Origin of the sequence: Streptomyces sp. NPDC002463, assembly GCF_042889835.1 — a bacterium.
Classification (GTDB): domain Bacteria; phylum Actinomycetota; class Actinomycetes; order Streptomycetales; family Streptomycetaceae; genus Streptomyces; species Streptomyces nymphaeiformis.
In genome coordinates, this window is sequence record NZ_JBIARL010000023.1 from 51800 (window position 1) to 69264 (window position 17465).

The following is a 17465-nucleotide window of genomic DNA, read 5'->3' on the forward strand; positions in this document are numbered from 1 at the left end:
CGCGGCCACCCGCCCCGGGCCCGCCCGCACGAGGTCCAACCGCCCCGCGACCGTCCGCCCCGTCCGATCCGGCCACCCCGTCCCCCGGGTCGTTTGAAGCGACGTCCACCCCTCCCGGCGTCGGGGCCGGCAGGTGGACCGGCACCCGGAGGACCGTCCCGCACGGGCAGCCCAGTTCCGGGTGGGGCCAGTCGTTGTCGCGGCCGCAGGCTCCGCAGCGGACCGTGACCCATTCGTCCGCCCAGTTCCGGTGCGTGATCGCTTCCGCGACGGCCCCCGCCGCGACCGGCGCCGCGACCGGGCTCCCGCACGCGCAGGGGAAGACGGGTGCCGCGTACGCCTGCGTGCGCAGGCATTCCGGACAGCGCACCGGTACCGACTCGCCCACAGCCCAACCCCCTGTCGTTCCGCCCCATCGTCCACCCATCCGACGGCCCGGGGGAGGGTGTTCGGCCACTTCCGTGATCCCGGCGGGCGGACTTCTCTTGACGGCTCTCCGAACCCCGACCTACATTGCTTCCGTATAGCAGAACAGCATTTCCGCATTACGGAAACAGTCGGGCCGGTCTCCCGAGACGAGCCGCCCGCCTGGATCCGCCCGGCCGAAGCAGGAGCACTCCCATGCCTCGTATGACCGCCGCCGCAGCGGCCGTTGAGATCCTCAAGCGCGAAGGCGTCACCCAGGCGTTCGGCGTCCCCGGCGCGGCGATCAACCCCTTCTACCGCGAGCTCAAGAACGTCGGCGGCGTCGGCCACACGCTCGCCCGCCACGTCGAGGGCGCGTCCCACATGGCCGAGGGCTACACCCGTGCCAAGGCCGGCAACATCGGTGTCTGCATCGGTACGTCCGGCCCCGCCGGCACCGACATGATCACCGGCCTGTACTCGGCCATCGCCGACTCCATCCCGATCCTCTGCATCACCGGCCAGGCCCCGGTCTCGAAGCTCCACAAGGAGGACTTCCAGGCCGTCGACATCGCCACGATCGCCAAGCCGGTCACCAAGGCCGCGACGACCGTCCTGGAGGCCGCGCAGGTCCCCGGCGTCTTCCAGCAGGCCTTCCACCTGATGCGCTCCGGCCGTCCCGGCCCGGTCCTCATCGACCTGCCGATCGACGTCCAGCTGACCGAGATCGAGTTCGACCCGGAGACCTACGAGCCGCTGCCGGTCTACAAGCCGTCCGCGACCCGCGCCCAGGCCGAGAAGGCGCTGAGCTTCCTCCTGGAGTCCGAGCGCCCGCTGATCGTCGCCGGCGGCGGCATCATCAACGCCGACGCCTCCGACCTCCTCGTCGAGTTCGCCGAGCTGACCGGCGTCCCGGTCATCTCCACGCTCATGGGCTGGGGCACCATCCCGGACGACCACGAGCTCGCCGCCGGCATGGTCGGCGTCCAGACCGCGCACCGCTACGGCAACGCGACCTTCCTGGAGTCGGACTTCGTCCTCGGCATCGGCAACCGCTGGGCCAACCGCCACACGGGCTACAACCTGGAGGCGTACACCAAGGGCCGGAAGTTCGTCCACGTCGACATCGAGCCCACCCAGCTCGGCAAGATCTTCGCCCCGGACTACGGCATCGCCTCGGACGCCAAGGCCGCCCTGGAGCTCTTCGTCGAGATCGCCAAGGAGTGGAAGGCCGCCGGCACGCTGCCCGACTTCTCCGCCTGGGCCGCCTCCGCGCAGGAGCGCAAGGCCACCCTCCAGCGCCGCACGCACTTCGACAACGTCCCGATCAAGCCGCAGCGCGTCTACGAGGAGATGAACAAGGCCTTCGGTCCGGAGACCCGCTACGTCACCACCATCGGTCTCTCCCAGATCGCGGCCGCGCAGTTCCTGCACGTCTACAAGCCGCGCCACTGGATCAACTGCGGTCAGGCCGGCCCGCTCGGCTGGACGATCCCGGCCGCGATCGGTGCCGCCACCGCCGACCCGGAGACCCCGGTCGTCGCGCTCTCCGGCGACTACGACTTCCAGTTCATGATCGAGGAGCTGGCGGTCGCCGCCCAGCACAAGGTCCCCTACGTCCACGTCCTCGTGAACAACGCCTACCTCGGTCTGATCCGGCAGGCGCAGGGCGGCCTCGGCATCAACTTCGAGGTCAACCTCGAGTTCGAGAACATCAACACCCCGGAGATCGGCGTCTACGGCGTCGACCACGTCAAGGTCGCCGAGGGCCTGGGCGTCAAGGCGATCCGCGTCGAGGACCCGAACAAGCTGGGCGAGGCACTGGAGGAGGCCAAGAAGCTGGCCGTCGAGCACCAGGTCCCGGTCGTCGTCGAGGCCATCCTGGAGCGCATCACCAACATCGCCATGAGCAAGACGGTCGACATGAGCGACGTCACCGAGTTCGAGGACCTGGCCACCGAGCCCGGCCACGCGCCGACCGCGATCAAGGCCCTCCAGGTCTGATCACGGAGCCGTGAGACGGCCCCCGCCCCGAGGAGCACCGGGGCGGGGGCCTCACCCTTTCCCGCGGACCTCGGCCTTCCTGCGCCCGTACGAGCACCGCGCCCGCCGCCGTCCACTCGTAGAGGACCGAGCGGCCCGACCGCCCCCGCCGTACGAGCCCGGCGTCGAGCAGCACCTTCAGATGGCGGCCGACCGAGCCGAGCCCCTGCCCCGTGAGCGCCACCAACTGGCTGGTGGAGAGGGGGGTTCCGAGCCGTACGAGCACTCCCGCGCGGGCCGTTCCGAGCAGGGCCCCCAGGGCCTCGGGGACCGTCGGGCCGGCCGCGTCCGCGAGGGCTCCCGCGCAGGCGTAGACGACCGCGTAGCGCTCCGTACCCTCCCAGGACACCCAGCCGTTGGACGGCGTCACCGGAACGAAGAGCAGCCGCCCCCGGTCGACCGAACGCGGAGGATAGTCACGGGTGTTGACCTGGAGCCGCCCGTCGCCGAGCCAGCGCATCTTCCCCGGGCACAGCTCGTCGAGCGCCGCCGCCCAGCCTCCCCGGCTCAACAGGGCCGTCCGGGCCGTCACATCGGCCTCCAGGACTCGCCGCCGCCGCGCCCAGTCCGGCAGCACGGTCTCCCGCCACACCCAGCCGAGCACGCCGGCGAGCCGGTCCGGAAGGTCCCGTGCCGAGCGCAGCGGCTCCGGGACCGGTCCGCCCACCGCCACCGCCAACTGGTCGACGGCGTCGGCGGGTTCGGCCGAGCGGACCGCCTCGACCTCCTCCTCGAAGCTCCGCTCGCGGTCGCCCAGCGGGGTCGGGGTGAGGAAGTCCGCGTTCCAGGTGGGGCCGATCGCCGCCCGTACGAGCAGGGCGTCGAGCGGCTCGGCCGCGAGCCGCTCCCGGTACGCGGGCAGATGCCGGGCGAGCCAGGCCCGCTCGCCCGGATGCGCCGACGCGGCCGAGTGGAGGGTCTTGAGCGAGGCGACGGTCTCGGCGAGCGGCGAGAGCACGAACGAGCTCGCCGCCAGGGTGTCCGTACCGATCTGCCACCAGCCCATGTTTCGCCTCCCCGCGAAACATTACCGGTGCTCGCCGTACTCTCCGAGACTCCCCGCATGCCCCGCTACCGCGCTCTCTTCCGCACGCCCGAGTTCACCCCGCTCTTCCTCACCGGCGCCGCGCACACCGCGGCCCAGACCGTCGCCGGGCTCGGTCTCGCCACGCTCGTCTTCCGCGCGACCGGGTCCCCCTTCCTCTCGGCCCTCGCCCTCTTCGGCCCCTCGCTCGCCCAGCTCCTCGGCGCGACGACGCTGCTCTCCGCCGCCGACCGGCTGCCGCCGCGCGCCGCGATCTCCGGCATCGCCCTCTTCTTCGCGCTCGGCACCGCCGTCCTGGCGATCCCCGCCCTGCCGACCTGGGCGGTCTTCGTGATCCTGCTCGCGGAGGGGCTCGCGGCCTCGCTGGGCGGCGGGGTGCGCTACGGGCTCCTGAACGAGATCCTCCCGCGCGAGGAGTACCTCCTCGGACGCTCCGTGATGAACATGGCCACCGGCGCCTTCCAGATCGGCGGCTTCGCCACCGGCGGGCTCCTGGTCGCGATGCTCTCGCCCCGCGGCACGGTCCTGGTGGGCGCGGGTCTCTACCTCGCCTCCGCCCTGACCGCCCGCCTCGGCCTCGGGGCCCGCCCGCCCCGCGCGGCCGGGCGACCCTCGGCCGCCGAGACCTGGCGCACCAACGGCCGCCTCCTGTCCGTCCCCGCCCGCCGCCGCGCCTACCTCGCACTCTGGGTGCCGAACGGCCTGATCGTCGGCTGCGAGTCCCTCTTCGTGCCGTACGCCCCCGAGCACGCCGGGCTCCTCTTCGCCTGCGGCGCGCTCGGAATGCTGGCGGGCGACACCGCCGTGGGCCGCTTCGTACCGGCACGCCTGCGCGACCGCATCCGCTTCCCCCTGCAGGCACTGCTCGCGGCGCCGTTCCTGGTGTTCGCCTTCAACCCCGAGCTCCCGCTCGCGCTCGTCCTGGTGACGGTGTCTGCGGTCGGCTACGGCGCGAGCCTGCTGCACCAGGAGCGGCTCATGACCCTGGTCCCGGAGAACCTGAGCGGCCACGCCCTCGGCCTCCACACCTCGGGAATGCTCGCCCTCCAGGGGGTGAGTGCCGCGCTGGCCGGCACCCTCGCCCAGTACACGTCACCCCGAGCGGGGATGGTGCTGCTCGCCCTCGCCTCGCTCACGGTGACGTTCCTGCTCGCCCGGGCGGAGCGGAGGGGGGCCGGATCGCGCGAGCGATCCGCTGTGGAGGCGTAGAAGCCGGGGAGCCGTGGAAACGAAGAAGAGCGCGGAACCAGGGACCGTAAACCTGGTTCCGCGCTCTCCCGTTGTGACCGCCCGACGGCACGAGGCTGGCGCGACAGGACGTTCGTGTCGCCGGGCGGAGTCTGTGGGATCCCCCGGAAGGGGGGCGTTGGGACCGCGGCGGTACCGACGGGCGCCGGGGCGGTTCCCCTTCCTTCAGGTCAAGAAGGGGGCCCGGCGTCCTTACCACCGCACTGGCTCGGAGCCGCCGCGGTCCTCACGCTTGTCCGGTTCGCCGACCACCCCTCATCCGGGCCGGCGATCCGGACCACGTACGGCACCGACCTCCCGTCAGGTGCCGTACGCAGTCTGGGTGGTCAGTCCTCGCGCAGGGCGCGGACGGCCTCCTCGACACGCTTGCCGTAGTCCGCGTCGGCGGCGGCGAAGTGCGCGAGGTTCTTCTCGATGACGTCCTCGCGGGAGACCTGGGACAGGCCGCCGGCGATGTTGGCGACGAGGCGCTTCTTCTCGTCCTCGGACATCAGGCGGTAGAGCTCGCCGGCCTGGAAGAAGTCGTCGTCCTTGGTGTGGGCGGGCGCCGCGTGGGTGCCGGTCCAGCCGTGGATGGCGAGCGGCGCGGAGAGCGCGGCGTCGGTCTGGGCCGGGCCCTGGTACGAGTTGGGCTCGTAGTTCTTGTCGTGGCGCGAGCCGTTGCGGGTCGCCATGGCGCCGTCGCGGCCGTAGTTCTGGGCCGTGGTCGCCTTGGGGGCGTTCACCGGGAGCTGGGTGTGGTTGACGCCGAGGCGGTAGCGGTGGGCGTCCGCGTAGGCGAAGAGACGGCCCTGGAGCATCTTGTCCGGCGAGGGGCCGATGCCCGGCACGAAGTTGTTCGGGGAGAACGCGGCCTGCTCGACCTCGGCGAAGACGTTGTCCGGGTTGCGGTCGAGGACCAGGCGGCCCACGCGCTGCAGCGGGTAGTCGCTGTGCGGCCACACCTTGGTGAGGTCGAACGGGTTGAAGCGGTAGTCCGCGGCCTCGGCGGCCGGCATGACCTGGACGTACAGGGTCCACGAGGGGTTCACACCGCGCTCGATGGCCTGGAGCAGGTCCGTCTGGTGCGAGTTGGCGTCCTTGCCGACGAGCTCGGCGGCCTGGTCGGCGGAGAGGGAGCGGATGCCCTGGTTCGTCTTGAAGTGGTACTTGACGAAGAAGGCCTCGCCCGCCTCGTTGGTCCACTGGTAGGTGTGGGAGCCGTAGCCGTTCATGTGACGGTACGAGGCCGGGATGCCGCGGTCGCCCATGAGCCAGGTGATCTGGTGGGTGGCCTCGGGGGCGTGCGCCCAGAAGTCCCAGACGTTGTCCGCCTCCTGCTTGCCCGTGAAGGGGTCGCGCTTCTGCGAGTGGATGAAGTCGGGGAACTTGATCGGGTCCTTGATGAAGAACACCGGGGTGTTGTTGCCGACGAGGTCGTAGTTGCCCTCTTCGGTGTAGAACTTCAGGGCGAAGCCGCGGGGGTCGCGGACCGCGTCCGCGCCGCCGAGCGAGTCGGCCACGGTGGAGAAGCGGATGAAGGTCTCGGTCTTCTTGCCGACCTCACCGAGGAAGTTCGCCTTGGTGTACGCGGTGACGTCGTCGGTCACCTCGAAGTAGCCGTACGCGCCGGAACCGCGGGCGTGCACCACGCGCTCCGGGATCCGCTCACGGTTGAAGCGCGCGAGCTTCTCCAGCAGGTGCTGGTCCTGGAGGAGGAGAGGGCCACCGACGCCGGCGGTGGCGGAGTTCTGGTTGTCGGCGACGGGGGCGCCGGACTCGGTCGTAAGCACGCGCTTCGACATCGTGACCTTCCGTACGGGAGCTCTGCTGACGGTCCGAGGAGCGTAAATTCGGCTTGAACGTAACGTCAACAGTTTGTTGAAAATGAAGTGTGGTGTTCCGGTCGGCGGCGACGCCTGGGCGCGACAGGACAGGTTGTCAGCGCCGCCGCCGACCGGAAATCAGGGGCCCCGATGGAGGGGCGTGGGGTCAGACCTGCTGGCCGGAGAGGCGCTCGACGGCGCGCAGCAGGGCCGAGTGGTCCAGGCCGCCGTCACCCTGTGCGCGCAGCGAGGCGACGAGCTGGGCGACGACCGCGCCGACCGGGAGGGCGGCACCGACGTTGCGGGCGGCGTCGGTGACGATGCCCATGTCCTTGTGGTGCAGGTCGATCCGGAAACCGGGCTTGAAGTCGCGGTTCAGGAAGTTGTCCTTCTTGCGGGTCAGCACGGTCGAGCCGGCCAGACCGCCGTTGAGGACGTCGAGGGCGGCGTTCAGGTCCACGCCCGACTTCTCCAGGAAGACCACGGCCTCGGCGCAGGCCTGGATGTTGACCGCGACGATCAGCTGGTTGGCGGCCTTCACCGTCTGGCCGGAGCCGTGCGGGCCGCAGAGCACGATGGTCTTGCCGAGGGCCTCCAGGATCGGGAGGGCCTCGTCGAAGTCGGCCCGCTCGCCGCCGACCATGATCGAGAGCACGGCCTCGATGGCGCCGGCCTCGCCGCCGGACACCGGGGCGTCGATGACGCGGATGCCCTTCTCCTTGGCGTTCTTCGCCAGGTCGACCGAGGTCTGCGGGGTGATCGAGGACATGTCCACGATCAGCGCGCCCTGCCTGGCGTTCTCCAGGATGCCCTCGGGGCCGTAGGAGATGGCCTCGACCTGCGGCGACGCGGGCACCATCGTGATGATGACGTCGGCGTCCTTGACGGCCTCGGCGATCGAGCCGGCCGCGGAGCCGCCGGCCTTGGCCAGGCGGTCCAGCTTGTCCTGCTCCAGGGTGAAGCCGGTGACCGAGTAGCCGGCCTTGAGGAGGTTCTCGGACATGGGGGAGCCCATGATGCCGAGGCCGATCCAAGCGATCTTGGGGAGGTTGCTCATGAGGGTGCCTCTCAAAACAAGGTGATACGGGGAGGGGGCCTGCGTCAGCGAGCCGGGCGGGCCTCGGCGGGCAGCCACTCGAAGGAAGCGGCGGCGTCGGCGGCCTTGTACTCCAGGCCGACCCAGCCGTCGTAGCCGGCCTTCTTCAGCTCGTCGAGGAGCTGCTCGAGCGGCAGGTCGCCGGTGCCCGGCGCGCCGCGGCCCGGGTTGTCCGCGATCTGGACGTGGCCGGTCTTGGCCGCGTGCTCCGCGATGACCTGGCTGACGTCCTCGCCGTTCATCGACAGGTGGTAGATGTCGAGGAGGAACTTGGCGTTGCCGAGGCCGGTGGCCGCGTTGACCTTGTCGACGACCTCGATCGCGGAGGGGGCGCTCACCAGCGGATAGAGCGGCGACTCCGGCTTGTTCAGGGTCTCGACGAGGAGGATCGCGCCGATGCGGTCCGCCGCGCGGGCGGCCAGGACCAGGTTCTCCAGGGCGAGGGTGTCCTGGATCTGCGGGTCCACGCCTTCGACGCGGTTGCCGTAGAGGGCGTTGAGCGCCTTGCAGCCGACCGAGGCGGCGAAGTCGGCGGCCACCTCGATGTTGGCGCGGAAGCGGTCCGACTCTTCCCCGGGTACGGAGAGGGCTCCGCGGTCCGGGCCGGGGAGCTGCCCGGCGTAGAAGTTCAGGCCCACCAGCTGGGTGCCGGCGTCCTCAAGAGCCTTCTTGAGGCCGTCGAGCTCGCTCTGCTCGGGGGTGGCGGTGTCGATCCAGGGCCACCACAGCTCGACCGCGGTGAAGCCCGCCGCGGCGGCGGCCGCGGGGCGCTCCAGGAGCGGGAGTTCCGTGAAGAGGATCGACAGGTTCACATCGAAGCGCTGGTCCGTGTATCCCATGAGGGGCGGCGCTCCTTCCGTATTGCGGAAGTAAGTTTCTGTCTGACGGAATGTTGCAAGGCGGCCCTCGCACTTGTCAAGAGGTCCCCGCAGGTCCGGGGCTCCCGCGGGGCCGGGTGGGGCCGTAGCGTGGGGGCATGGAGCGTTTGAGAGTGGAGTTCACGACCGAGCCGTTCGACCTCGACGAGGCGCCGGCGCACGCGGTCGTGGCTCGTGAGGTCATCCAGTCGGCCCAGCTGGACGCGGTCGACGTCGGCCCCTTCGGCAACACGGCGGAAGGCGGCGCCGACGCGGTGCTCACCGCCGTCGACGCACTGCTGCGCAGGTCGCTCGCGGCCGGCGCCACCCGCGTCTCGCTCCAGGTCAACGTGATCGGGGAGGGTGAGAAGTGAGCGAGCACCCCTTGGTGGCGGCGGTGAAGCCCCTGGTGGACGCCATGGGCGCCGAGCTGCTCGGCCCCGCGCAGGCGGAGGTCGACGACGTCGTCCTGTCCTGGGAGGGCGAGGACGTGCTCGCCGTGCGTCTGCCCCAGCTCTCGGAGTCCCTGGACCACATCCTCGTCGCGATGGAAAGACGGCACGGGATGCCGCTGGCCGAACTGGACCGCAAGGCGAAGCAGGAAGTCGTCCGGATCCTGGAGGCGCGGGGTGCCTTCTCGGTGCGCCACGGAGTGGAGACGGTGGCCGGGGCGCTCGGTGTCAGCCGTTTCACGGTGTACAACTACCTGAACCGCGAGACCGCTCTGAGCAGGGAAAAGGCCGCCAGGGGCGAGTAGTTGATCACGCGTGGCAGGGAGCCGTCGTCCAGATGTCGGGACGACGGCTTTTGTATGGCCGAGTTTTCAACAAAGTGTTGACGTTGTGTTGCGGAGGGCGTTAGCTATCCGCAGCCCGTCCGACGCACAGCGAAAAACAGCCACGGAGGCTTCCCGTGACTTCAGGTACGACACCGGGCCTCACCCGGTTCAACACCTCCTCGGACAGCGAGGCCGCGGCCGCGCTCCACGAGGTGTGTTCCAGTTCGGCGTGGGGGAGCGAGCTGCTCGCCCAGCGCCCGTACTCCACCGCCGAAGCCCTCTTCCTCGCCAGCGACGCCGCCATGGCCGAGCTGACCGCGGAGGACCTGGCCGAGGCGATGGCGGGGCACCCGCCGATCGGTCGTCCGAAGGCCGGGGACCCGACCTCCTCCCGCGAGCAGAGCGGGATGGCCGGCGCCTCCGCGGAGCTCAAGGCCGAGATGCTCGAACTCAACCTGGCCTACCAGGACAAGTTCGGTCATGTCTTCCTCATCTGCGCCACCGGCAGGACCGGCGAGCAGATGCGCGACGCGGTCCGGGAGCGGATCGGCAACTCGCCCGAGACGGAGCGGGAGATCGTCCGCACCGAACTGGGCAAGATCAACCGCATCCGGCTGACCCGTCTCGTAGAGACTCCCGAGGAAGAGAGCTGAGCATGAGCACCGACACCACCGCCTCGGTGTCCACACACATCCTGGACACCAGCATCGGCCGCCCGGCCGAGGGCGTGGCCATCACGCTCGCGGCCCGCAGCGGCTCCGACGCGGAGTGGGTCACGCTCGGCGGCTCCGCCACCGACGCGGACGGGCGCTGCAAGGACCTGCCGGCGCTGCCGGAAGAAACCACCCACGTGCGTCTCGACTTCGAGACCGAGACGTACTTCTCCAAGAAGCAAGCCGAGGCGCAGCAGGACGCCCCCCGCGTAAGGGACAGCGGTGCGTTCTTCCCGGAGGTGGCGATCACGTTCGCCGTCAAGCCGGGCGAGCACTACCACGTACCGCTGCTGCTCAACCCGTTCGGCTACTCCGTTTACCGAGGGAGCTAGCAGACATGCCCACGATTCTCGGCCAGAACCAGTACGGCAAAGCAGAGAACCGCGTCGTCAAGATCACGCGGGACGGCGCCACCCACCACATCAAGGACCTGAACGTCTCCGTCGCCCTCTCCGGCGACCTCGACGACGTCCACCTCACCGGCTCGAACGCCCACTGCCTCCCCACCGACACGACGAAGAACACCATCTTCGCGTTCGCCAAGGAGTACGGCATCGAGTCCGCCGAGCAGTTCGGCATCCACCTCGCCCGTCACTTCGTGACGAGCCAGGAGCCGATCAAGCGGGCGCGCATCCGGATCGAGGAGTACGCCTGGGAGCGCATCGCCTCCTCCGACGCCAACTCCAAGTTCATCGGCGCCGACGAGGTCAACCACTCCTTCGCCCGCAAGGGCCAGGAGACCCGCGTCACCCAGATCACCTACGACGGCGAGAAGTGGGAGGTCATCTCCGGCCTCAAGGACCTCGTCGTCATGAACTCCACCAACTCGGAGTTCTGGGGCTACATCAAGGACCAGTACACCACCCTCCAGGAGGCGTACGACCGCATCCTGGCCACCCAGGTGTCCGCCCGCTGGCGGTTCAACTGGACCGACGACGACCAGCGCATGCCCAACTGGGAGCGGTCCTACGAGCAGACCAGGAAGCACATGCTCGAGGCCTTCTCGGAGACGTACTCGTACTCCCTCCAGCAGACGCTGTACCAGATGGCCACGCGCATCATCAACCACCGCTCGGAGATCGACGAAGTCCGCTTCTCGCTCCCGAACAAGCACCACTTCCTGGTGGACCTCGAACCCTTCGGCCTGAAGAACGACAACGAGGTCTACTACGCCGCCGACCGCATGTACGGCCTCATCGAGGCCACCGTCCTCCGCGACGGAGCCACGGCGCAGATCCCGGTCGACATGACCAACCTCTAAGCGGCATCCGCGTGACCGGCCCCGCCCGCCCGCAGTCGGGCGGGGCCGGTGCACCGGACCGGAGGGAACAACAATGGCTCAGCCTGCAAAGGGGCCGGCACCCGCCGAAGGCCCGTGTTCCACCCCGTCCACCACCACCTCGGCCCCCGCCGAGTGCCACCCGGTGGACGAGAGACTCCCCGCCTCGCGGCTCGTCCCCGCGGCACTCCAGCACATCGCCGCCATGTACGCCGGCGTCGTCACCCCTCCGCTCATCATCGGCCAGGCCGTCGGCCTGGACGCCGCAGGAATGACCCGGCTCATCGCGGCCAGCCTGCTCATCGCCGGCTGCGCGACCATCCTGCAGACCCTCGGCCTCGGACGCTTCGCCGGAAACCGGCTCCCGTTCGTGAACGCCGCCTCCTCCGCAGGCATCGCCCCGATGCTCGCCATCGCCGAGACCAGCGCCCCCGGACACCAACTCCCCGCCATCTACGGCGCGGTGATGGTCGCCGGAGTCTTCTGCCTCGCCGTCGGACCCTTCTTCGGCAGGCTCCTCCGCTTCTTCCCGCCGCTCGTCACCGGCGTCGTGATCACCCTCATCGGCGTCACCCTGATGCCCGTGCCCGTCGGCTGGGCCCAGGGCGGCGACAAGACCGCCGACGACTTCGGTTCCATGAAGTACCTGGCGCTCGCCGGCTTCACCCTCGTCGTCATCCTGCTCTTCCAGCGCTTCGGCAAGGGCTTCGTCAAGCAGATCGCCCTGCTGCTCGGCCTGCTCATCGGCACCCTCGCCGCGATCCCCTTCGGGATGGCCGACTTCAGCGCCCTGCGCGAGGCGCCCGTCGCGGCCCTGCCCGCGCCCTTCGCCTTCGGCGCCCCCGAGTTCCAGCCCGCCGCGATCCTCTCCCTCTGCATCGTGATGCTGGTCCTCATGACCGAGTCCAGCGCCGGCATGCTCGCCCTCGGCGAGATCTGCGAGCGCCGCAGCGACGGGAAGACCATCACCCGCGGCCTGCGGACCGACGGCATCGCCACCCTGCTCGGCCCCGTCTTCGGCGGCTTCCCGACCTCCGCCTTCGCGCAGAACGTCGGCGTCGTCTCGCTGACCCGGGTCCGCTCCCGGTACGTGGTCGCCGTCGCCGGCGGCGCCCTCCTGGTCCTCGGCGCCTTCCCGGTCCTCGGCGCGGTCGTCTCCATGGTCCCGATGCCCGTCCTCGGCGGCGCCGGCATCGTCCTGTTCGGCTCGATCGCGGTCAGCGGCATCCGTACCCTGTCCGAGGCCGGACTCGACGACAGCTCCAACATCATCCTGGTGGCCGTCGCGCTCGGAGCGGGCATCATCCCGCTCGCCGCGCCCACCTTCTACGCCGGCTTCCCCGCCTGGGCGCAGACAGTGCTCGGCTCCGGCATCAGCGCGGGCGCGCTCGTCGCCGTCCTGCTGAACCTGTTCTTCCACCATCTCGGCACCCGGAGCCGTCACACCGCTCCGGCACTCAAATCCTCCTAGGGTCCTGCCGTGCCCGAACCATCCCCGAGGAATGAAGGAAGCACCGCCATGGCAGCACCTTCGGCAGCCCAGCGCATCGTCATCGAGAACGCGGCGATCGCGACCGTCGACGCGAACGACACCGAGTACGCCTCCGGGTACCTCGTCGTCGCCGACAACAAGATCGAGTCCATCGGCGCCGGCAAGGCGCCCGAGGGCCTGGAGAACGTGGTCCGCCGGATCGACGCCACCGGTCATCTGGTGACGCCCGGTCTGGTCAACACCCACCACCACTTCTACCAGTGGATCACCCGCGGCCTGGCCACCGACCACAACCTCTTCAACTGGCTGGTCGCGCTCTACCCGACGTGGTCCCGGATCGACGAGTCGATGGTCCGCGTCGCCGCCCGGGGCTCCCTGGCGATGATGGCCCGCGGCGGTGTCACCACGGCCATGGACCACCACTACGTGTACCCGCAGGGCTCCGGCGACCTCTCCGGCGCCATCATCGGCGCCGCCTCCGACATGGGCGTCCGCTTCACCCTGGCCCGCGGCTCCATGGACCGCAGCGAGAAGGACGGCGGCCTGCCGCCGGACTTCGCCGTCGAGACCACCGAGGGCGCGCTCGCCGCGACCGAGGAGACGGTGCGGAAGTACCACGACGCCTCCTTCGACGCCATGACCCAGGTCGCCGTCGCCCCCTGTTCCCCCTTCTCCATCTCCACCGAGCTGCTCCGCGAGGGCGCCGCGCTCGGCCGCCGCCTCGGCGTGCGCATGCACACCCACGGCTCGGAGACCGTGGAGGAGGAGAAGTTCTGCCACGAGCTCTTCGGCATGGGCCCGACGGACTACTTCGAGTCCACCGGCTTCCTCGGCGAGGACGTGTGGATGGCCCACTGCGTCCACATGAACGACTCCGACATCGAGGCCTTCGCCCGCACCAAGACCGGTGTGGCGCACTGCCCGTCCTCCAACGCGCGCCTCGCCGCCGGCATCGCCCGCGTACCGGACATGCTCAAGGCGGGCGTTCCCGTCGGCCTCGGCGTCGACGGCACCGCCTCCAACGAGTCCGGTGAGCTGCACACCGAGCTGCGCAACGCGCTCCTCATCAACCGCCTCGGCGCGCACCGAGAGGCCGCGCTCAACGCCCGCCAGGCCCTGCGCCTCGGCACCTACGGCGGCGCCCAGGTCCTCGGCCGCGCCGACAACATCGGCTCGCTGGAGGCCGGCAAGCTCGCCGACTTCGTCCTCTGGAAGATCGACGGCCTCGGCCACTCCTCGATCGCCGACCCGGTCACCGCCATCGTCTTCGGCGCGGCGGCACCGGTCACCGCCTCCTTCGTCAACGGCAAGCAGATCGTCGAGAACAACCGACTGCTGTTCGCCGACGAGGAGCAGATCGCGCGTGACGCGCGCGCGGAGGCGCAGCGCCTGGCCCGGATCACGGCCCAGAGCTGACCCTCCCCATGGAGTCCGACCGAGGGGGACGGCCCTCGGTCGGTCGCCGCGGACCCGAGCGGGGTCCGCGGCAGCCCGACCGGGTGGTGCCGTACGCAGAAGTCGTACGGCACCACCCGGGACGGTGAAGCGTGCCCGCACCCCACCGGGCACCCGCCCCGTCCGGCACCCCGCACTGCCCCGCATCCCGCCCCGTCCGGCACCCGCATCGCATCGCACCAACCTCCTTGACCCCCTCGTCGCCGCCGACGTGTAACCGACCGGAGGAACCGCCGTGGCCGCCACGCCCCAGGTTCGCAATGCACCAGACGAAGGCTCCGCCCCCGAAGACCGTGAGAAGCATCCGGTCGACGAGACGCTGCCCCCACTCAAGATGGCCACCAGCGGCCTCCAGCACGTCGCCGCGATGTACGCGGGCGTCGTCGCCCCGCCCCTGATCGTCGGAGCGGCCGTCGGCCTCTCCGGCACCGAACTCACCTTCCTCACCGGCGCGAGCCTCTTCACCGCAGGCCTCGCCACCTTCCTGCAGACGCTCGGCGTCTGGAAGATCGGCGCCAAGCTGCCGTTCGTCAACGGCGTCACCTTCGCCGGCGTCGCGCCCATGCTGGCGATCGTCGACACCACCGAGAACAAGGCCGACGCGCTCCCCGTGATCTTCGGCGCGATCATCGTCGCCGGACTCCTCGGCTTCGCCGCCGCCCCCTTCTTCTCCCGGCTCGTGCGGTTCTTCCCGCCGGTCGTCACCGGCACCGTGATCACCCTCATCGGTGTCTCCCTCCTCCCGGTCGCGTTCGGCTGGGCCCAGGGGCCCAACCCCAAGGCCGAGGACTACGGTTCGACCACGTACCTCTCGCTCGCCGGCATCACGCTCCTCGTGGTCCTGCTGCTCCGCCGGTTCACCCGCGGCTTCCTCAAGCAGGTCGCGGTCCTGGTCGGCCTCGTCATCGGCACGCTGATCGCCATACCCTTCGGGGTCACCGACTTCTCCCCGGTGACCCAGGCGGACATCGTCGGCTTCCCGTCCCCGTTCCACTTCGGCGCCCCGCAGTTCGCCCTCGCCGCGATCATCTCCATGTGCGTGGTCATGCTCGTCTCCATGACCGAGTCGACCGCCGACATGCTGGCGCTCGGCGAGATCGTCGAGCGGCCCGCCGACGAGAAGACCATCGCGGCCGGCCTGCGCGCCGACACGCTCGGCTCGGCGCTCAGCCCGCTCTTCAACGGCTTCATGTGCAGCGCCTTCGCGCAGAACATCGGCCTGGTCGCCATGACCCGGATCCGCAGCCGCTTCGTCGTCGCCTGCGGCGGCGGCTTCCTGGTCCTCATGGGCCTCTCGCCGGTCGCCGCCTCGCTCATCTCGGTCGTCCCCAGGCCGGTCCTCGGCGGCGCGGGCGTCGTCCTCTTCGGCTCGGTCGCCGCCAGCGGCATCCAGACCCTGGTCAAGGCCGGCCTGGAGAAGGACAACAACGTGCTGATCGTGGCCGTCTCGCTCGCCGTCGGCATCATCCCGATCACGAAGCCGGAGTTCTACCACGCCTTCCCGGAGACCGCCCAGATCATCCTGGACTCCGGCATCTCGACCGGCTGCGTGGCCGCCGTCCTGCTCAACGTGGTCTTCAACCACCTGGGCCGAGGCCGCGACGCCGACGAGGTCACCGCGCCCATGGAGCCCGGCGAGGAGATCTCCGGCAGCGCCACGGCGAAGGCGGCGCACGCCCACTGAACCCGCTCCTCGTCCCACCGCCCGCCCCGGCCCCCGCGCACACCGCGGGGCCCGGGGCCGCGGTGCGTGCCGACCGTACGGCGCCCGGGGCCGTGGTGCTGGTCAACCCCAACACCTGCAGCGCCACCACCGCGATGATGACCGCGATCGCCCGGCGCACCCTGGGGCCGGCCCGCCCCGTCCGGGGCGTGACCGTCGCCCGGGGCCCGCGCATGCTCACCGACCCGGACGCCCTGCGGGCCGCCGCCCCCGAGGTCCTCGCCGCCGGCCTGCGCGCCACGGCCGGGGGCGACTGCGCCGCCCTCCTCGTCGCCGCCTTCGGCGACCCGGGCCTCGCGGCACTGCGCGCGGCGCTCGCCCCGACCGGGGTCCCGGCGGTCGGCCTCGGCGAGGCGGCGCTCCTCGAAGCGGCCGCCGACGGAACGCCCTTCGGCATCGCCACCGCCACCCCGCTCCTCGCCGACGCCATCCACGCGCGCGTGACCGCCCTCGGCCTCGGCGACCGGTACACCGGCCTCCGGCTCACCGCCGGCGCCCCCGAGCGGCTCTCCGCCGACCCGGCGCTCCTCCTCGACCGCCTCGAGCGTGCCGTCCGCGCCAGCGCCGAACGCGACGGCGCCCGCGCCGTCGTCATCGGCGGCGGCCCGCTCGGCGAGGCGGCCGAGGAACTCCACGCCCGCTGCGCGGTCCGGGTCGTCGCCCCGATCCCGGCGGCCTGCCGCGCGATCACCCGCCTGCTGACGGGCTGACGCCGCCGGGCCGGTGAGAGACGGGCCGGCGGGCGCCGGACCGCCGGCTGTCGGCCGCCGGGCGACCGGCTGACACCGGAAGAGCGCCGGCTACCGTGCCGACGGGCCGCCATCCGCGGACACCCGGAGTTCACCGCTCCACCGCGATCCGCCGTCGGCACTCCGCGCCCAGCGAGGGGTAGGCGGCGGCGATCGCCTCGTACAGCCGCCGCCTCAGCAGCCGCTCGGCCTCGCCCCGGCCGGTCGCCCCGTACAGCCCGTCGAGCAGCGACTCGTACCGCGACAGGGCGTGCCGCAGATAGCTCACCTGCCACCGCACGAGCGCCCCGACGGGCGGGCCGCCCCGGTCCGGGCCGGGACTTCGGGCCTCCAGGAGGTGCCGGTGCCGCGCGGCCCGCCGTTCCAGTTCGGGACCCGGCAGCAGGGGCACCTCGATCGGTTCCGCGCGGATCGCGGTCAGGACGGCGGCCCGCCGCCGCTCGGCGTGGACCCCGGCGGCCGAGGCCCGGGCCCGGCAGAGCGACGCCGTCTCGGTGAACTCGGGCGTCCGCTCCACGGTCTCCACCCGGGCGAGGAGATAGAGCCGTACGGGCGCGAGGGACCAGCGACGCGGATCGCGGCCCTGCACGTCGGGCGTGCCGAGCAGGTCCCGCACCATCGCGTCGGTCCAGCCGCGCCCGCGCACCCCGGCGAGCGAGACATAGGTCGTACGGTCCGTCATGATTCCCCCTGAGTCGACTACGGAGCGTGACGCTTCCAGTGAAGCGCACCCCACTGACAACACCCCCTTGCCGGCCTCTTGCCGTCCCGGCTCCG

At 71.1% G+C, this 17465-nt stretch carries 16 protein-coding genes; 11 read left to right on the top strand and 5 right to left on the bottom strand.

Features of this window, described 5'->3' with window-relative positions; genetic code table 11:
- Nucleotides 1–621 precede the first annotated feature (621 nt).
- Complete coding sequence (gene gcl / locus ACFYX3_RS34460) at nucleotides 622–2409, top strand: glyoxylate carboligase (protein WP_389022143.1); 1788 nt, start codon at nucleotides 622–624, stop codon at nucleotides 2407–2409.
- Here gcl and ACFYX3_RS34465 read toward each other — a convergent pair.
- Nucleotides 2390–3454 (bottom strand): ArsR family transcriptional regulator, encoded by a 1065-nt coding sequence (locus tag ACFYX3_RS34465; protein WP_389022146.1) that lies wholly within the window; start codon nucleotides 3452–3454, stop codon nucleotides 2390–2392. The two genes, gcl and ACFYX3_RS34465, sit on opposite strands and share 20 nt — an antisense overlap.
- A gap of 57 nt (nucleotides 3455–3511) precedes the next feature.
- On the opposite strand from ACFYX3_RS34465, the gene ACFYX3_RS34470 reads away from it, so the two are divergent.
- On the top strand, nucleotides 3512–4702 hold the full coding sequence (locus tag ACFYX3_RS34470; RefSeq protein ID WP_389022151.1) for an MFS transporter: 1191 nt from the start codon (nucleotides 3512–3514) through the stop codon (nucleotides 4700–4702).
- Between the two features lie 365 nt (nucleotides 4703–5067).
- Here the strand turns inward: ACFYX3_RS34470 and ACFYX3_RS34475 are convergent, their stop codons facing one another.
- From ACFYX3_RS34475 to ACFYX3_RS34485, 3 genes are all read right to left on the bottom strand, one after another.
- Nucleotides 5068–6525 (bottom strand): catalase, encoded by a 1458-nt coding sequence (locus tag ACFYX3_RS34475; RefSeq protein WP_382651902.1) that lies wholly within the window; start codon nucleotides 6523–6525, stop codon nucleotides 5068–5070.
- A gap of 187 nt (nucleotides 6526–6712) precedes the next feature.
- Complete coding sequence (locus ACFYX3_RS34480) at nucleotides 6713–7603, bottom strand: 2-hydroxy-3-oxopropionate reductase (protein ID WP_389022155.1); 891 nt, start codon at nucleotides 7601–7603, stop codon at nucleotides 6713–6715.
- A gap of 44 nt (nucleotides 7604–7647) precedes the next feature.
- Nucleotides 7648–8481, bottom strand: a complete 834-nt coding sequence (locus tag ACFYX3_RS34485) for a TIM barrel protein (RefSeq protein ID WP_389022158.1) — start codon at nucleotides 8479–8481, stop codon at nucleotides 7648–7650.
- 137 nt (nucleotides 8482–8618) lie between these two features.
- On the opposite strand from ACFYX3_RS34485, the gene ACFYX3_RS34490 reads away from it, so the two are divergent.
- From ACFYX3_RS34490 to ACFYX3_RS34530, 9 genes are all read left to right on the top strand, one after another.
- Nucleotides 8619–8873: a hypothetical protein gene (locus ACFYX3_RS34490; RefSeq protein ID WP_116158143.1), complete on the top strand. Its 255-nt coding sequence runs from the start codon at nucleotides 8619–8621 to the stop codon at nucleotides 8871–8873.
- Between the two features lie 44 nt (nucleotides 8874–8917).
- Entirely contained in the window at nucleotides 8918–9256 is a 339-nt protein-coding gene (locus tag ACFYX3_RS34495; RefSeq protein WP_389022337.1) for a helix-turn-helix domain-containing protein, read from the top strand.
- A 155-nt stretch (nucleotides 9257–9411) separates the two neighbouring features.
- The gene (gene uraD / locus ACFYX3_RS34500) at nucleotides 9412–9930 is read left to right on the top strand and encodes a 2-oxo-4-hydroxy-4-carboxy-5-ureidoimidazoline decarboxylase (RefSeq protein ID WP_389022161.1); all 519 of its coding nucleotides are present in this window, start codon (nucleotides 9412–9414) and stop codon (nucleotides 9928–9930) included.
- 2 nt (nucleotides 9931–9932) lie between these two features.
- A complete protein-coding gene (gene uraH / locus ACFYX3_RS34505; RefSeq protein WP_376587863.1) occupies nucleotides 9933–10322 on the top strand; it encodes a hydroxyisourate hydrolase in 390 nt (129 codons plus the stop codon).
- A 5-nt stretch (nucleotides 10323–10327) separates the two neighbouring features.
- Entirely contained in the window at nucleotides 10328–11251 is a 924-nt protein-coding gene (pucL, locus tag ACFYX3_RS34510; RefSeq protein ID WP_389022165.1) for a factor-independent urate hydroxylase, read from the top strand.
- A gap of 73 nt (nucleotides 11252–11324) precedes the next feature.
- Complete coding sequence (locus ACFYX3_RS34515; RefSeq protein ID WP_376587858.1) at nucleotides 11325–12740, top strand: nucleobase:cation symporter-2 family protein; 1416 nt, start codon at nucleotides 11325–11327, stop codon at nucleotides 12738–12740.
- Nucleotides 12741–12788: 48 nt separating this feature from the next.
- Nucleotides 12789–14177 (top strand): 8-oxoguanine deaminase, encoded by a 1389-nt coding sequence (locus tag ACFYX3_RS34520; protein ID WP_389022169.1) that lies wholly within the window; start codon nucleotides 12789–12791, stop codon nucleotides 14175–14177.
- 373 nt (nucleotides 14178–14550) lie between these two features.
- The gene (locus ACFYX3_RS34525; RefSeq protein WP_389022172.1) at nucleotides 14551–15900 is read left to right on the top strand and encodes a nucleobase:cation symporter-2 family protein; all 1350 of its coding nucleotides are present in this window, start codon (nucleotides 14551–14553) and stop codon (nucleotides 15898–15900) included.
- Nucleotides 15901–15962: 62 nt separating this feature from the next.
- A complete protein-coding gene (locus ACFYX3_RS34530; protein ID WP_389022175.1) occupies nucleotides 15963–16649 on the top strand; it encodes an aspartate/glutamate racemase family protein in 687 nt (228 codons plus the stop codon).
- Between the two features lie 130 nt (nucleotides 16650–16779).
- Here ACFYX3_RS34530 and ACFYX3_RS34535 read toward each other — a convergent pair whose 3' ends face one another.
- Nucleotides 16780–17370 (bottom strand): hypothetical protein, encoded by a 591-nt coding sequence (locus ACFYX3_RS34535; RefSeq protein WP_389022178.1) that lies wholly within the window; start codon nucleotides 17368–17370, stop codon nucleotides 16780–16782.
- Nucleotides 17371–17465: the final 95 nt, after the last annotated feature.

Coding starts and splice junctions, on each gene's coding strand:
- ACFYX3_RS34520 (WP_389022169.1), top strand. CDS start 12,789: ATGGCAGCACCTTCGGCAGCCCAGCGCATCGTCATCGAGAACGCGGCG.
- ACFYX3_RS34490 (WP_116158143.1), top strand. CDS start 8,619: ATGGAGCGTTTGAGAGTGGAGTTCACGACCGAGCCGTTCGACCTCGAC.
- ACFYX3_RS34480 (WP_389022155.1), bottom strand. CDS start 7,603: ATGAGCAACCTCCCCAAGATCGCTTGGATCGGCCTCGGCATCATGGGC.
- ACFYX3_RS34485 (WP_389022158.1), bottom strand. CDS start 8,481: ATGGGATACACGGACCAGCGCTTCGATGTGAACCTGTCGATCCTCTTC.
- uraH (WP_376587863.1), top strand. CDS start 9,933: ATGAGCACCGACACCACCGCCTCGGTGTCCACACACATCCTGGACACC.
- ACFYX3_RS34475 (WP_382651902.1), bottom strand. CDS start 6,525: ATGTCGAAGCGCGTGCTTACGACCGAGTCCGGCGCCCCCGTCGCCGAC.
- ACFYX3_RS34535 (WP_389022178.1), bottom strand. CDS start 17,370: ATGACGGACCGTACGACCTATGTCTCGCTCGCCGGGGTGCGCGGGCGC.
- ACFYX3_RS34495 (WP_389022337.1), top strand. CDS start 8,918: ATGGGCGCCGAGCTGCTCGGCCCCGCGCAGGCGGAGGTCGACGACGTC.
- ACFYX3_RS34470 (WP_389022151.1), top strand. CDS start 3,512: ATGCCCCGCTACCGCGCTCTCTTCCGCACGCCCGAGTTCACCCCGCTC.
- ACFYX3_RS34465 (WP_389022146.1), bottom strand. CDS start 3,454: ATGGGCTGGTGGCAGATCGGTACGGACACCCTGGCGGCGAGCTCGTTC.
- pucL (WP_389022165.1), top strand. CDS start 10,328: ATGCCCACGATTCTCGGCCAGAACCAGTACGGCAAAGCAGAGAACCGC.
- ACFYX3_RS34525 (WP_389022172.1), top strand. CDS start 14,551: ATGGCCACCAGCGGCCTCCAGCACGTCGCCGCGATGTACGCGGGCGTC.
- ACFYX3_RS34515 (WP_376587858.1), top strand. CDS start 11,325: ATGGCTCAGCCTGCAAAGGGGCCGGCACCCGCCGAAGGCCCGTGTTCC.
- gcl (WP_389022143.1), top strand. CDS start 622: ATGCCTCGTATGACCGCCGCCGCAGCGGCCGTTGAGATCCTCAAGCGC.